The following is a 14,894-nucleotide window of genomic DNA, read 5'->3' on the forward strand; positions in this document are numbered from 1 at the left end:
AGCGATATCAATCGCCCTCTGGCACGCCGACATAGTTTTTCGTCTTGAAGAGCCCGGCCAGATGAGCGGCATTGGACGCCGCCATCTTGATCATGCCGACGACTTTTTCAGGCGTGCCGGGAAGATCGACGAAGTTGACGTCGCCCATCGCTTCTCCAACCCAGTACACGCCGCCATTGGCGGAAACGGTGAAGCCGACGTCGTTGAGCGCCTGATAGCACTCGGCATGGCAGTGATGCGCGCCATCCTCATTGCCGACGATCGCCACCAGCGCCACCTTTCCGGCAGCCGGCATGCGTCCGCTGTCGTCGGTCTCGGACAGGAAAGCGTCCATCCGCTCCATCACACGCTTGGCCACGCTCGACGGCTGCCCCATCCAGATCGGCAACCCAAGGATGAAGATGTCGGCGGCCAGGATCTTTTCCCGCAGCTTCGGCCAGTCGTCGCCTTCGCCCATATCGGAGAGCACGCCGGGCTTGATGTTGTGGGCAAGAGCGCGGGCGGTTTCGCATGCGACGTCATGCGCGGCCAGCGCCTTCGCCAACTCCGCCAGCATTCTGTCGGTGGAGGATTCTTCCCCGTCCGCCGGCATTTTAAGCGTGCAATTGAGCGCGAACGCGGTGAGCGACATCATATCCTCCTGCCGGCTTGGGGCGACCGTCTCGCCCTGACGATCCGAGCCTTGGATGGTGGCGCTTTCGTAGGAGGGAAGGTCGGCCGGGTCATCAAGTGTCCAACCGCGTGTGCTCCGATATGTTCCTGTGGTTGTCCCGCACCTTTTCGATCTCTTCCGCTTCCTTTTCGTCGATACGCGCGACAGCGTCGCTCGCCGTTCGACTTGATGTGATCAGCTCGTCCAGTTTGGCTTGAAGAGCCTGCGTGTCGCGGTGCTCGGCGCGCTGTATCAATAGGGTCATTGCCCAGGTCGCAAGGGTGGCGATACCGTGCCAGTCCAAGGTCTTCGGTTCGAAGACGAGCCACGCCGCCGGCTTTGTCCGTTGCCGGTCCGCTCAAGTCAGGCCGCCCGCAATGTCGGCCTCAATCCTGATACCTGGTGCCACCCGCGCCGCTCTGCTTGTTTGCGTCCCGCAGCAGGCGGACAATGGCATCCACGGGGGACGAGTCGGTTGCGGGTTGGGCTTTCCAGCGCCACAGACGGCGAAACAAAATCCTCAAGCTTGGCATCGCAACAGCCTCCTGCGCTATCAACCTGGAACCGTGAGCGATGTTCCTTTCGCGGCTAGCGAAAGACCGCGGCGACGAGAAATGCGACGGCGGCCACGACAACCAGCGCCACTATGACCAGAACCGGGCCGCTTCTGCGCGGCTGCAGGTCGGGCGCGTTCTCCGGCTGTCGCATCGCGTCGGCAAAACTCGCCTGGTTGGTGAAGTTCGATTTGCGCGCCTCGGCCGGCTGAGCGGAAGTCGCGACATCGCCGGCCTCGGCATCTGTCTCCTGCGGCGCCGCCGCCGGGTCGAATCCGGGCGTCTTGTCCTGGGTCCTGCCGGCCTGGATTTCGCCGCGTGCTTCGGCGGATGTACGTTGGTTGGGTGACATTTGCGCCTCCTTTGTTTCCAAACCTGCTTCCGGCCCCGCTGTTCCAACCGGGCGTCACGGCAGGAGGCGGGATCAAGCAAGCGCCTTCGACTTCATTGCCCGCGCGACGTCAGGCGCACGGTTGCCGAGATCGATTCTTGAACTCGGACGGAACTTTCGGGTCAAGGGAGCCTTGTATCCTCGATAGCAGGACAACGAGGCCGGAATGCAAGTTCTCGACACAGCGATACATGCCGATCCCAAAGGCGCGACAGTCGAGTTTCGTGGCGAGGGCGGGGAAAGGATCGCTGTCACCATGATTGTGTCCGACCCGTTGCTTGGCGACGCCGCGCTTATCGATCGCGCCAGAGAGATGATGCTTCAGTGCGCGGCATTCAGCTACCCGGCAGAACGAGATGAACCGGACGGCAAGGTGGGTCCGTACACATTCGAATATCGCGATGGCGGCAGTGTGAGGCGGGTCGAAGGCGTTGAATTGCCCGACCTCGAAGCTGCTCGCCATGAAGCGGTGCGCTCGGCGATCGATCTGCTCGACGATGCGGCTGAACCGCGTCAGGACGGCTGGGCGGTTCGGGTTTATGGCGGCGGCGGTGATGTCGTCTTGGCCGTCGATTTCGAAGAAGCAAGGCAGGAAAGGGCAACCACCGCGATGTGAGGGAAGGCGGCGTCTGTGAAAGGTATGATGATGCATCCCTTCATGTCACTGCATATGCTTGCAAATTCACGGGGCGATGGGCTCAGACCGGAGTTTCTTCGTCTCTTCGAGGCGCGCGCCGCCTTGTCGAGCCCTGACGTGATAGAACTCCGTCTCGGCAAGGAGCAGGCTGGTCCAAATCCCATCGGCAGCGCCGCAACCGCGGCGCAGCAACACATCCCGCGCTTTCCTGGCGGGCACGCTGAGAACAATCGCGAGTCCGAGCCAAGGAGGGGCACGGTAGGCTAACGGAGGCCGAGATGCGGACGCCCTTGGCACTGATCATCGAAGATGAATATCTGATCGCTCCGGACGAGGCGCTTCTTTGAATTGTCCGATTGGCAACTGCATGATGTCGTCTGCAGCTGTCATGCCGGCGCCACGATGCAGCGAGTTGGGCCGCCGCGCGAGTTCGCAGGATCGTAAAAGGCAATCTCGCCTGGCTCAGAAGCCGTTTGGTGCATTGAAAAGCCGGTCGTCCGGCGAGCACGGGGTCGCCGGACGACACGGCTGAGATCAGTGCAGGCTCCGCGCGAGCGCGCTATTCCAGGCGGGGTGGCGCCGATCTGGAAAGATCCGGACATGCTCGATCGCGAGGCTGCAAACTGAAGCGCGACACGGCAGCCGGTGAGGCTGGCCGTACCTCAGCCACCTTGGTCGATAGCGTGCGGCGACGGCTGCTGGGCGCCGCCGCTGGGGCGTCTGTTGTTCTGGTCAGCCCAAAGCCAAAGGGCGATCAGCACGATCAGCAGAGCCGCGACAAGTGTACCGATACGACGCATTGCTGGTCGCCGTGCCTTCAGCCGCCGGGCTTGTTGGTGGCCGGATCCGAGCCGACGCCAACCGCGGGATCCGGTGTCACCGGGCCGCGCTCGGCTTCCGAGCCTTCCGATTCGATCTCCTGGACGGCCTGATCCCAGTGCTCCTGCTCACGCCCATCGGGGCGGCCTTCGCGTTCCCAGATCTCGTGGGCGCGTTGCCTGATGCGTTCTTCCCGGTCCATGCTTTCCTCCTGTCGCGCCTGACGTTGGCGCTTGTCTGCCCCAATCGAGCGCTGAGAGGTTTGTTCCATTGGATTCGAATGGATTAAGTGCGTTTGCAAAGCGTCGGGGAACGTCGCCTTTGGAATCCCGCCCATGCCGATGGCCGCTGGCACGGTCGGGTGCGAGGGCGAAAACAGTCTACTTGTTCGTGCGAATTTTCTGACGCGGGTTGATTCCGCCCGTTGAGGTGGTGTCGTTCTCGACATCTCCCTCGACCGTGTTCTCGCCATGCTCCAACTCGTCACCTTCCTTGATGGTGCCCTTGGAGGTTCCAATGCCGGGATCGTTCTCCATATCGGCGTCGCTCGGTCTTTTCGATTTCGGGTGCTGGTTTCCGCTCATGGCTGTTCCTCGATTAGTGCGTTTCACCGTTTCACGGAAACGGTGAAACGCACTACCTCTTTGATTTACGCAATTCCGGACGGAAAACCGCTCACGCTTTTCCTGGAATTGCTATGGCCTCCCAAACTGGAAGGGATGCCGAATGTTCCGGCGTCAGACGCCGAATGGATAGGTTTCCGGCACGCCTTCGGCAGCGTGCTCGGGTCCGAGCGGCGTGACCGCGTTGGTTTCATCGAACCACACAAAGGCATCGAACTGCCGCGCCAGCGAGGCGTCGGCATAGTGGCTGTGCAGTTCGGTTTCCGGCCGGTAGATCACCCCGATGAATCGTTCCAGCCGGCGCTCGGTCAGGCGGTCGCGCAGGTCCGGGTCGTGCCCGAGGTCAAGCAGGAACCGGTGAATGCCGGCGTCGTGGCAGAGCCGCTCGTAGCTGTCTTCGCGAGAAGGCCGCACCGACTTGATTTCCATGTCTCCGTCCCAGTCGGTCGCTGCCGCGACGGTGCCTGCATGCGTGCCTAGGCCGATGAGTGCCACGGCATCGCCAAACTTCTGCCGGCAGAGCTGGCCGATATTCACTTCGTCGCGCGAGATGCCCATTTCGGTGTAGCGCGCGTCGCCGATATGCGAATTGTGCGCCCAAACGACAGCCTTCGCCTTGGGGCCCCGCGCATCGAGGATATGCTCCAGCGTTTCGAACATATGAGTATCGCGCAAATTCCAGGATTGCGGGCCGCCATAATACATGGTGCGGTAATAATGCTCGGCGGAGGCGACGAGACGGGCATTCTGCGCGGCGTCGAAGAGGTCGTCGCCGTCTTGTCCGGTATCGTCAAGCTGCCTCGCCAGCATCTCGCGGCATTGTTCGAGAACCGCTTCCTCGCATTCGCGGTAACCCCTGGTCAGCGCGGCGCGGCCATAGGTCGACGGCTCGGTCTGCCAAGGCGTCAGGCAGCCATAGCGCTCGCGCGCAACCTTTGCCGCTTCCGGGTCTGCGCGGTCGAGATACTCCAGGACGGCGGCGATCGAGGCGCGCATGTTGTAGATGTCGAGGCCATAGAAGCCTGCTTGCGGCTGGAGTGCCTTGACCATGTCATTGTGCTCGCGCAACCACTCCACGAATGCCGCGACGTCGGTGTTGCGCCACATCCAGGTCGGAAAGCGCAGGAAGGGTCGCTCGGCGCCAGCGGAAGTGCTCTTACCGCGAACATAGCGGTCGATCGCAGCCGCATCGGGCCAATCGGCCTCCACCGCCACGATGGTGAAGCCGTGTCTCTCGATCAGCCTTTTGGTGATTGCCGCGCGCGCCCGGTAGAATTCGGATGTGCCGTGGCTGGCTTCGCCGAGCAAGACGATCCGCCGGTCCGCGAAGCGGTCGAACGGTTCGGCAAAGCCGGGATCGTTGAAGTCGGGCAGCGGCTCGGCGGCCGCGGCGATCATTTCCGGGAGGCTGCGCTGGCGCGCCAGTGGAATCGCGCGGACAGTCGCCGGGCGGCTTTCCTCCCGCCAGCCCTGTTCGCCGATGAGCGGGACGAACCGCACCCCGCCGAAATCCTCCTCGCTGTAGGTCGAGGCGCCCGTGCGGGTTACCTTGAGCAGGCGCTGCTCGTCGGGATCGTCGCCCACCGGGATGACCAGCCTGCCGCCGACGTCGAGCTGCTGCTGCAAGGCCAGCGGCGCGCCCGGCCCGCTCGCCGCGACCACGATGGCATCGAAGGGCGCCGCTTCCGGCCAGCCTCTGGTGCCGTCGCCGGTCCGAACTTCGATGTTGTCGTAGCCTAGTCTTTGAAAGCGGTGCCGTGCGGTTTCGGCCAGCGCTGTGTGGCGTTCGATCGTGTAGACATGGTCGACGATCCGGCTCATGACGGCGGCTGCGTAGCCCGATCCTGTGCCCACCTCGAGCACCTGGTCGCCCGGGCCGATTTCCGCCATCTCCAGCATGAAGGCAACGATGTAAGGCTGCGATATCGTCTGGCCTTCCGCGATCGGCAGCGGTCCATCCTCATAGGCGAATTCCTCGTAGCCGGGATCCACGAAGACTTCGCGGGGGACCTCGCGCATCGCCGCCAGGATTTCCCGATCATGGATGCCGCGGCGGCCGAGATGAACATCGACCATCCGACGGCGCTCGCGGGAAAGATCGAGCATCGGAATTCCCTCCTATTGTCCTGCCCCCATCATCGTCTTGGCTGGCTCCCGGGCGACGTTTTCCTCGATCTCACCGCGGCCCGGAGTCTGAGGCAGCGCCTTGCGGAAGTTCTTGGCGTAGTCGGGCGGCATTTTCGGCGGCATCATCGCCTCATAGGCGTCGACCAGCGCCTCGATGATCACCGGGCCGCTGGTGGCGAAAGCCTGGTCCAGCACGCGCTCGACCTCCTCCGCCCGCTCGATGCTGAAACCTTTTCCCCCCATCGCCTCGGCGGCCTTGGCGAAATCGATCGGCTGCAATTCGCAGCCGAATTGCGGGTTGCCGAGAAACATCATCTGCTCCCAGGCGATCTGGTTCAGCATGTTGTTCTTGATGACCAGGATTTTCAGCGGGATGCCGTAGCGCACCGCCGTCGAAAACTCGCCGAGCTGCATGGCAAACCCGCCGTCGCCGACGATCGCCGCGATCGGCCGGCCGGGAAAGGCGATGCCGGCGGCGATCGCATAGCTGAGACCGCAGGACATGGAGGCGAGCGCGCCCGAGACGCCGAAGGCCTGCCCAGCGCGGAGATCGACATGGCGGGCGGCAAGCTCGGTGTTCTGGCCGGAATCAGTCGCCAGTACCGTATTCTCGGCGAGGCGTTCGCCGAATGCCCGTGCGACGTGCTGAGGCTTGAGCGGATGCGCCGAGCCATCTTCGGACTGACGCATCATCTCGCGCCATTTTTGCATCGCGCTTTGCGCGGCCGCCAGGAATTCGCCGTCGCCTTTCTGCTTCAGCCGCTTGTTGAGGGCGCGCAATGTCTCGGCCGCGTCGCCGACCAGGCCGGCCTCGACGGGGAAGCGCAGGCCGATACGCTGCGCGTCGCAATCGATCTGGACGCCACGCGCTGTGCCCGGCTGCGGATAATATTCGATGTAAGGGAAGGTCGAGCCGACGATGAGGACGGCGTCGCACGTCTCCATCGCCTCCTGTGATGGCAAGGTGCCCAGAATGCCGATGCCGCCGGTGGTGTAGGGATGGTCGTCCGGCAGCACCGCCTTGCCGAGCAGCGCCTTGACGATCGGCGCCTGCAGCAGCCGCGCCGTTTCCTCGAGCTCCACCGCCGCGCCGATGGCTCCGCGCCCCGCTAGGATCGCCACGCGCCCTGCATCATTGAGGACGGCCGCGGCTTTGTCCAACTCCGCATCTTGCGCGAGGCAGTGAGGAGCGAACATGTCCTGCGGCGTGTGCGCCGGGCGGTTGCGCTTGGATCGCTTGGCCGCGTCGGCGGGCTGTTCCTGGATATCGCTGGCGATCGAAAGATGGGCGACGCCCTTGCGGGCAAGCGCTGTGCGGCAGGCGAGGCTTGCTACGTTCTCCATATGCGCGGCGTCCGAGACCTGGACGTTGTAGACGCTGACGTCGTTGAAGACGCGAGTAAGATCGACATCCTGCTGCGTGAAAGTCTCGATCAGATCATGGAACTGCATGCCGGTGATTGCCAGCACCGGCGCCTGGTCGAGCTTGGCGTCGTAGAGGCCGGTGAGAAGATGGGTGCCGCCGGGTCCGGATGTTGCCAGGCACACGCCGAGCCTGCCTGTCCATTTGGCGTAGGCGCAAGCCATGAACGCGGCCGACTCCTCGTGACGAACCTGGACGAAGGATATCCTGTCCTGGTTTTTGCGCAGCGCTTCCATGACGCCGTTGATGCCGTCGCCGGGGAGCCCGAACACGACTTCGACGTTCCAGGCAATCAAGGTGTCGACGAGAATTTCGGCTGCATTGGGCATGGCGAGGCTCCGCTGTTGGCTTCCGAACCAGCAAGGCCGCGGTTGGTTCCCTCGCCGGATCGAGGCGGCTCATGGCCAAAAGGAGCAAACCCGATTGCGCAGGGTTGGGCGGCCGCTCCAGTGGGGTGTCCCTAATGCATTGCCCCTAAGTAGGCGTCCATGGTTCGACGATGCGCTGTTCGAACGGGTAGCGAAGTCCTTCGAGCTAGCGCGCAAGCAGGTTGAGGCGGAGGTCATCTCGGTGCCGACGCTGACGTTGCACGGCGATGACGACCGCGTCATTTTGCGGCCAGTTGTGAACGTGAACTCTTGCCGGGTGTCGGTCATTTTCCGACCCGGGAGCGCTGGAGCAGGTTCCTGCTTGCCTTTGGCAGGGAATATCCAGGGACAATTGGTAGCGAGCGGGGCTAGCGGCGGCTGGCGCGCGTTCTGCCTGCCGGCACGATTGCAGATCGCAGCACCTGGTCGATGTCATGAGGTTCTATTCCGAGGTCGCGAAATCCCGGCAGCTGGGTGTCCGCAACGGTGTCGATCTGCATGAGGTCGACCTGATTGCGTGTCAGCGGTGCGCCGGGGATGAACTCGCCGAAAGTGGCAAGAATGCGCCATAAGACAAATGGAACCGGCACCAATCGTGTCTTGATGCCAAGCAATTGAGCGACTTCCAGCACCAGGGTTCGATAAGTGTAGACACGCGGTCCACCGAACTCGAACAGACGGGCGTCGGCGCCTCCGGAGGCGATCCGCGCGATGGCTTCGGCAACGTCTTCAACGGATGCTGGCTGGAGGCGGGTATCGCCATTGCCGAACAGCGGATATGCGGGAAGGATGGGCAACAATCTCGTGATCGTTGTCAAAAACCTGTCGTCTGTTGCGGTCATCACCGCAGGGCGGACGATAGTCGCGCCCGGAAATCCGACGTTGACGGCCTCCTCACCTTGCCCTCGCGCCCTGATGTAACTGGACTGCGAACGTGAGTCGGAGCCGATGCCGGATATCTGTATGTATCGTTCGGCGCCACCTTCCCGCGCCGCGTCCGCTAATTGGGAAGCGGCCTCGACGTGGATGCGTTCGAAAGTAACGTCTCCATGTTCGGAATAGAGGCTGACTGCGTTGACTACCGTTGCTGCATCCGAAACGGCCGCTGCAACTTGGCTTCGATCGAGGATATCGGCTTTGACTGCGCTAAAGGACTTGCCATTAGCCCACCCCGGTCGCGCATGCGCGGGATGGCGGGAGGCTGAACGAACGATAAGCCCGTGATCCAAGAGATGCCTGACGATCCTTCGCCCAAGAAAGCCGGATCCTCCGAACACGGTGACGCACCCCGACCGCGGTCGAGTGTTTGATGACGAAGTTTGTGCGATGGCCATACCCGTCAACGGTTCTTGCAAAGGTTCTTCGTCCAGCAGGCGTCCGTCAAGGCAATCTGTGGCTAACTGCGGGTGGCACGCGTTCTGGCTGCCTTCTTCGCCGCTTGCTTCCTGCCTTGAGCGCCTTTGGTCTCCACAGCTTTCCGCGCGGCCGCCGAGCGCCCGGCTGCGCCTTTCGTCGCGGCCCCTTTCTTGGCAGAGGCCGATCGCTCTTCAGCGGTCCGTTGCGAAGCCGCTTCCCTGGTTTGTCGCGACAGCGCCTTGCGAGACGCACTGCTTTTCGGTTCGTGCTGGAGGACCTCAGACACGGCCTTAGAAACCTTCGGCCGGGGCTTGGGTTTGCGTTCACCTTGGCCGACTTCGTGGGCATATTCAGCGCTTTTTCGCGTGCTCTCCTTGACCTTACCCTTCTTTGGCGGGGGTAGGTCGACCCCGGCGCGGCGCGCTTCGGAAAGGCCGATGGCGATCGCTTGTTTTGTGGAACGCGCGCCGTGCTTGCCACTGCGAATCTCATCAATCTCCTCACGCACGAACTCGCCCGCTTGCGTGCTTGGCGACTTGCCTTGCCGCTTATCCCGTCGCGCCCTTTCGATGGTTTTCTTGTCGGGCATCGCTTTCTCCCTTCTCGGATAGGGGACCCAACTGATTCGCGCCCCAAAAGGCGGGAACGCGTCAGAGACGCAATTGATCCTTGATCCAATGATCTTGATCCAAAAGTTCCGACGGCGCCCTGCGGCAGCGTTTGGTCCTTCGCCACTTGGGGCCACCCCGATCGCGCTACGGGCAACCGCGCTCGCACACCCGGCCCGGAGAACGAAACAATAGTTTCAGTCGGACGTTCCAACTGAAGCAGGGTGCGCGGGGCGCGCTTTTATCCGGGAGATTACGATGAGCGCAAATGGCCTCGACGTTTTCGACAAAACCGTTCAGATCACCAATATCTGGTTGAACGAGATCATGGACGATCTCGGCCCAGATCGACAACTCGCATGGCATGCGCTTGGTGTGGTTCTGCGCGCCTTACGCGACAGGCTGCCCGCGGAACTGGGTGCCAAGCTTGGCGCGGAGCTGCCGCTTATGATCCGTGGTGCATATTACGACCAATACCAGCCGTCCAATGTGCCGAACCGACATCGCTCTGTCGAAGAGTTCTTCGACACCATAAACGAAGGCCTGAAGTCCGGACGACCGGTAAACGCCGGCGACGCGGCCAGAACAGTATTCAAGGCACTTGCCCATCACATCGATCTAGGCCAGTCGGCGAAAGTGCGCGATGGCCTGCCCAAGGATGTCAAGGCGTTATGGCCCGAAAGCATCGGGGCGTAGGCGGCGTGACAGGATTGCAGCAGCGCCGGCCCACACTCCGCGAACTCTAATGGGAGGTTTGTGAATGTTCTCCGCCTGGCATTGATATGCCACCCAAAGCCTCCCCAGCTTCCGCCGCTTCTCCATTCTTCGCGAGGTCGCCAAGGGAGATGATGCCGACAAGCCGTTTGTCGCGGTTGAGAACGGGAAGCCGGCGCACCTGCAAGTCGCCCATGTTCGCAAGGACATGCTCGATATCCTCGTCATCGAAGCAGTATTTGATGTCCCCAACGCTCATGACGTCGCGCACCTTGGCATCCGGCCCATTGCCCAACGCTACGCCGCGGACCACGATATCACGGTCGGTGATCATGCCAACCAGCCGATCGTTGTCGCCGACGGGCATCACCCCGGTATCGAGGCTGCCCATCATCTGGGCTACATCTCGAATCGAGTGTTCAGGATTTGCGATTTTGACGTCCCTCGTCATGCAGTCGCCGACTTTCATGGCAATCTCCTATCGGTTTGCAAAAGACCCCCGCCGGATCGCTGTGACGACGGAACGAACTGTTCAACGATAACGTTCCACCAATTCACCTGCGGATCCGCTTTTCGCGGCGTTCCGCATCGGGAAGTCGACCCCCCGCGCATCGCGCCTATCCAGCCGCAGACGTAGGTCGCGCGCGTCCAGATCGACCCGCCGGAACCAGAAAGCAACCTAATTGCTTGATGTGAACTTACGGGTGCGGCGCGATTGGGCCATGCGTTTGCGCTAGATCAAAGCCTGTTCGCGGTTTGCCGGGTAGTCGTGGCGGCCGGTTTCGCAACGGCCGGAATGAACCGGTGCAGGCATCGACGCGTTGTGCTTCAGCCGCGGCCTGCTTGTCAAAGCGGAGCGCAAGGCAGCAAGTGCCAAGGGTGTATGGAGCTGTCGGGACAAAGCATAGCCAACGGCTTTGCCGGAACCTGGAAATCGTCGACCGAATACGCGCTTACGAAGATGAATGAGATGGCTTGGTGCTCCAAAGCGTCGGCGACCGGTGCGGCGGCATCTCTTTCCGCCACCAGCTATTCGTCTTCGGCCACCAACAGCCGGCGGGCGCCGACACCCGGGCCTCGTGTTGCTTGAGTGGACGGGTTGAGAAACGGTTCCATCTTGTCGGCCAGCGGGCAGTTAATTGCGCGCTTTAATTCCGGGCGAAGAACGCTTGCTGGCGCTGTCGGCGATCCAGTCCGCAAGGCTGCGCGCAAAGCTTCGCGGCACGATCATGACGCAGCTGGTCTCGCTCGTGCGCAGGACAAGCACCGGTACGTGATGCAAGGCCGTTTGAATTGCGCGGCCCGGCGCTGCGCCTGGCGCGCGCCAGTCGACTGCGATGCAGCCGGAGAGGATTTCCAGGATGCGCGCGCCGCTCAAGCTGAAGCGCACGCGTCCCTCGCCGAGGGGAACCGAACAGCCCAGTTCGGGATCGATCGCGAGCTGCGGCGGTTTTGCATCCGTCTCCATCATCAGCCAGAGACGGCGGGGGGAGACCCGAACGATGAGCGTGTCGGCATGGCGGACCGTCTCGCCGACCGAGACCGGCAGGGCAGTGCCCAGCATTTGGGAAACGTTCAGCTCAAACCGGGCCAGCATCCCGTCCCAGCCCTCGACCTGAACAATCGGGCAGTCGGACCTCGACAGAGTGAAATCTTTCGATACCAGAGCCTCAGCCATGCAGCCGCTCTCCTTTCAGATCCAAGAAGACGGGCGAGACGATGCGGGCGCGAACGGTTTCAGCCTTCATCGGATAGGCAGCGAGGACTTCGCTTCCCTCCACCGCGACATCGCCTGCCAGCAGGGCGAGGCCAACATAACGGCCAAGCTCCGGGCTGAACGTCACCGACGTTATCCGGCCGCGTCCGTGCCCGGCGACGGTATCGCCGGGCATGAACAATATCGCACCGCCACGAAGGCGCTTGCCCTCTTCGGTGCATTCCAAGCCAACCAGGCGCTGACGGTCGGGAGCTTGAAATGCCGGACGCCGTCGCAAGGCATCGCCGACAAAACCTGCGCGTTTTCCGACCATGCGGCCAAGACCGAGATCGTCGAGTGTGGTGCGGCCATCGATTTCGGGTCCGGCGACATGGCCCTTTTCGACCCGCAGCGCGCCCAGCGCCTCGACCCCGTAGGGTCTCAGGTCGAAGGGCGCGCCCGCCTCAAGCAAATGGCGCCAGACCGTCTCGTCGGCAGTTGCGCCGACATAGATCTCGTAGGCGCGTTCACCCGAATAGCTGAGGCGCATGATCCGCAACGCCCGGCCGCCGAACTCGCCTTCGGCAAGGCCCATATGCGGCAGCGCATCGTTTGAGACGTCGAGTTGCGGAAAGGCGGCGGCAAGAATATCGCGGCTCCTCGGTCCGGCGACCGACATCGCCGCCCATTCGTCGCTGACCGAGGTAACGGCGACGCGCAGATCCGGCCAGGCGGTGTCGAGCAGGAATTCCAGCCGCGACAGGACATCCGCCGCCTTGGCGGTCGAGGTGGTCATGAAGAACCGGCTTTCCGACAGCCGTGTGGTAGTGCCATCATCGAAGACGATGCCATCATCGCGCAACATGACTCCGTAGCGGGCGCGGCCGACCGGCAGCTTGGCAAAGCCGTTGGCATAGACACGGTCGAGGAAAATGGCCGCATCCGGCCCTTGCACGTCGATCTTGCCGAGGGTTGAAATGTCCATCAGCCCCGCGGCCCCGCGCACCATGCGCATCTCGGTGATATAGGCTTCGTTCACGTCGCGGCCGGCGGCGCGGTAGAAATACGGACGCATCCACAGCCCAACCGCGAGCATGTCGGCGCCATTCGCCACATGCCAGTCATGCATCGGCGTAAGGCGAAACGGCTTGAAATGGTGGCCGACGGCGCGGCCGGCGAGCGCGCCGATGGCGACGGGCGCGTAGGGTGGTCGAAAGGTCGTGGTCCCGGTTTGCGGGATCGTCTCGTGGCGCAGCGCCGCCATGGCCGAAAGTGCTGTAAAATTGCTGGTTTTGCCTTGATCGGTGCCCATGCCGAGCGTGGTGTAGCGCTTTAGGTGCTCGACCGATTCATAGCCCTCGCGATGCGCCAATTCGATGTCTTTGGTGGTCACATCCATCTGGAAATCGACAAAAGCCTTTCCGCGGCCGACAAAGGGGATTGCGCGGAACGCGTCGGCTGCGGCTTCGCCGAGATCGAGCCTCGCGGGAGCCGGTGCGGCTGCCGATTTTCCGCAGAAGGCTGCGGCTTGGATACCGGCATGATGTCCGCCGTCGATGGCGTCGGCGGTCGAGAAGCGGCCCATCATCGAGCCGGCACCAAAATGGCCCGCCGGAAGGCCGCCGGGAACGAAGCCATCCATGTCGTCGCGATAGACGGGTTTGACGCCGAGATGCGAGGTGAGATGCACCGTCGGTGACCAGCCGCCGGACACGCAGACAAGGTCGCACATGATTTCCGAATTGCCGTCCGGCCCGGCAAGCTTCGCGGCCTTGACCGCATGGCCGCCACGCAGGCCGGCGATTTGGGCCCCGGATCGGATCGTCATGTTCAGGCGCCTGGCTTCCGCGGCCAGAGCGGCGGTCGGGTCGCCGCGCTGATCCGCGACCGTCACCTCCGCACCGGCGGCAGCAAGATCGAAGGCGGTCCGATAGGCGCCGTCATTGGTGGTGGCAACCAGGATCCGTCGGCCGGACAGAACGGCGAAACGGTTGAGGTAGGCCCGGGCGGCCGATGCCAGCATGACACCAGGCCGGTCATTGTTGGAGAACACCAGCGGTCGCTCGATGGCACCCGCCGCAAGGACGATGGAGCGGGCGCGAAGCATGGTGAAGACCTGCCGCGCAGCGCCTTCCTCGGCCGGATCGTCGTTTTGTTCGATCAGACCTAGCGTGTTGCCGTCATAGGTGCCGAATGCCATCGTCTTGCGCAGCATAGCGACGTTGGGCAGGCCCATGAGTTCGGCCTCGGTCGCCCTCAGCCAGGCTGCCGCCTCGCCATCGGGACGTTCCGACAGCAGCTGACCGCCAAGCAGGAAATCCTGCTCGATCAGCGTGACGCTTGCCCCAGCGATGGCTGCGGCGCGCGCCGCCGACAGGCCAGCGGGACCTCCGCCGACGATCGCCACGTCGGCAAATGCGTGGCGCATCTCGTAACGGCCGGGATCGGGCTCGGCGCCGGCTCGGCCCAGGCCTGCCGCCCGGCGGATGAAATGCTCATAGAACATCCAAGCGCGCCGCGACGGCCCCATGAAGGTCTTGTAGTAGAAGCCGGCGGAAAGGAACGGTGCAAACAGCCCGTTGATGCTCTGCAGGTCGAAGCCGAGCGAGGGCCAGCGGTTCTGGCTTTCGGCGATCATGGCTTGCGCCAGTTCGAGCGTAGTTGCCGGCATGTTGGGTTCGCGTCGTCCACCAGCCCCGAGCGTGACCAGCGCGTTCGGTTCTTCGGGTCCGGCCGAAAAGATGCCGCGCGGCCGGTGATACTTGAAACTGCGTCCGGTGAGTGTGACGCCGTTGGCCAGCAGGGCCGAAGCCAGCGTGTCGCCTTGATAGCCATACAGCTTGCGGCCATCGAAGCTGAAGTCGATCGGTTGCGCACGATCGATACGGCCACCGGCCGGCAAACGTCTGTCGCTCGAGTTCATGCT

14 protein-coding genes are annotated in these 14,894 nt (G+C 63.0%); 2 read left to right on the forward strand and 12 right to left on the reverse strand.

The window, feature by feature from the left end; all coding sequences use genetic code 11:
* Positions 1-7: 7 nt before the first annotated feature.
* The 3 genes from FJ430_RS13400 to FJ430_RS13410 form a co-directional block, all read right to left on the reverse strand.
* Positions 8-631, reverse strand: a complete 624-nt coding sequence (locus FJ430_RS13400; RefSeq protein ID WP_140710403.1) for a flavodoxin family protein — start codon at positions 629-631, stop codon at positions 8-10.
* Positions 632-725: 94 nt separating this feature from the next.
* On the reverse strand, positions 726-956 hold the full coding sequence (locus tag FJ430_RS13405; RefSeq protein ID WP_226892179.1) for a low affinity iron permease family protein: 231 nt from the start codon (positions 954-956) through the stop codon (positions 726-728).
* Positions 957-1,240: 284 nt separating this feature from the next.
* On the reverse strand, positions 1,241-1,558 hold the full coding sequence (locus FJ430_RS13410) for a hypothetical protein (RefSeq protein WP_140710405.1): 318 nt from the start codon (positions 1,556-1,558) through the stop codon (positions 1,241-1,243).
* A gap of 205 nt (positions 1,559-1,763) precedes the next feature.
* Here FJ430_RS13410 and FJ430_RS13415 point away from each other — a divergent pair, with 205 nt between their 5' ends.
* On the forward strand, positions 1,764-2,213 hold the full coding sequence (locus FJ430_RS13415) for a DUF6894 family protein (RefSeq protein WP_140710407.1): 450 nt from the start codon (positions 1,764-1,766) through the stop codon (positions 2,211-2,213).
* An 838-nt stretch (positions 2,214-3,051) separates the two neighbouring features.
* Here FJ430_RS13415 and FJ430_RS13420 read toward each other — a convergent pair.
* From FJ430_RS13420 to FJ430_RS13445, 6 genes are all read right to left on the reverse strand, one after another.
* A complete protein-coding gene (locus tag FJ430_RS13420) occupies positions 3,052-3,255 on the reverse strand; it encodes a DUF2934 domain-containing protein (RefSeq protein WP_140652681.1) in 204 nt (67 codons plus the stop codon).
* Between the two features lie 178 nt (positions 3,256-3,433).
* Positions 3,434-3,637 (reverse strand): hypothetical protein, encoded by a 204-nt coding sequence (locus FJ430_RS13425; RefSeq protein ID WP_140640539.1) that lies wholly within the window; start codon positions 3,635-3,637, stop codon positions 3,434-3,436.
* Between the two features lie 153 nt (positions 3,638-3,790).
* Positions 3,791-5,782: a protein-L-isoaspartate(D-aspartate) O-methyltransferase gene (locus FJ430_RS13430; protein ID WP_140710409.1), complete on the reverse strand. Its 1,992-nt coding sequence runs from the start codon at positions 5,780-5,782 to the stop codon at positions 3,791-3,793.
* 12 nt (positions 5,783-5,794) lie between these two features.
* Positions 5,795-7,555: a thiamine pyrophosphate-dependent enzyme gene (locus FJ430_RS13435; protein WP_140710411.1), complete on the reverse strand. Its 1,761-nt coding sequence runs from the start codon at positions 7,553-7,555 to the stop codon at positions 5,795-5,797.
* 407 nt (positions 7,556-7,962) lie between these two features.
* Positions 7,963-8,823, reverse strand: coding sequence for an NAD(P)H-binding protein (locus tag FJ430_RS13440; protein ID WP_413467847.1), 861 nt, complete (start codon positions 8,821-8,823; stop codon positions 7,963-7,965).
* A gap of 167 nt (positions 8,824-8,990) precedes the next feature.
* Complete coding sequence (locus tag FJ430_RS13445; protein ID WP_140710415.1) at positions 8,991-9,539, reverse strand: DUF6496 domain-containing protein; 549 nt, start codon at positions 9,537-9,539, stop codon at positions 8,991-8,993.
* Positions 9,540-9,816: 277 nt separating this feature from the next.
* Between FJ430_RS13445 and FJ430_RS13450 the strand changes: the two genes are divergently transcribed.
* Complete coding sequence (locus FJ430_RS13450; protein ID WP_140640531.1) at positions 9,817-10,254, forward strand: DUF2267 domain-containing protein; 438 nt, start codon at positions 9,817-9,819, stop codon at positions 10,252-10,254.
* Between the two features lie 46 nt (positions 10,255-10,300).
* Here FJ430_RS13450 and FJ430_RS13455 read toward each other — a convergent pair whose 3' ends face one another.
* The 3 genes from FJ430_RS13455 to FJ430_RS13465 all read right to left on the reverse strand — a co-directional run bounded on the left by FJ430_RS13455 (position 10,301) and on the right by FJ430_RS13465 (position 14,891).
* Positions 10,301-10,741 (reverse strand): CBS domain-containing protein, encoded by a 441-nt coding sequence (locus FJ430_RS13455; protein WP_140710417.1) that lies wholly within the window; start codon positions 10,739-10,741, stop codon positions 10,301-10,303.
* 666 nt (positions 10,742-11,407) lie between these two features.
* Entirely contained in the window at positions 11,408-11,950 is a 543-nt protein-coding gene (locus tag FJ430_RS13460) for a sarcosine oxidase subunit gamma (protein ID WP_226892180.1), read from the reverse strand.
* Complete coding sequence (locus FJ430_RS13465; protein ID WP_140710419.1) at positions 11,943-14,891, reverse strand: sarcosine oxidase subunit alpha family protein; 2,949 nt, start codon at positions 14,889-14,891, stop codon at positions 11,943-11,945. The genes FJ430_RS13460 and FJ430_RS13465 overlap by 8 nt, the downstream gene beginning before the upstream one ends.
* Between the last annotated feature and the right edge of the window lie 3 nt (positions 14,892-14,894).

Origin of the sequence: Mesorhizobium sp. B2-8-5 (genome assembly GCF_006440675.2) — a bacterium.
Classification (GTDB): Bacteria; Pseudomonadota; Alphaproteobacteria; order Rhizobiales; family Rhizobiaceae; genus Mesorhizobium.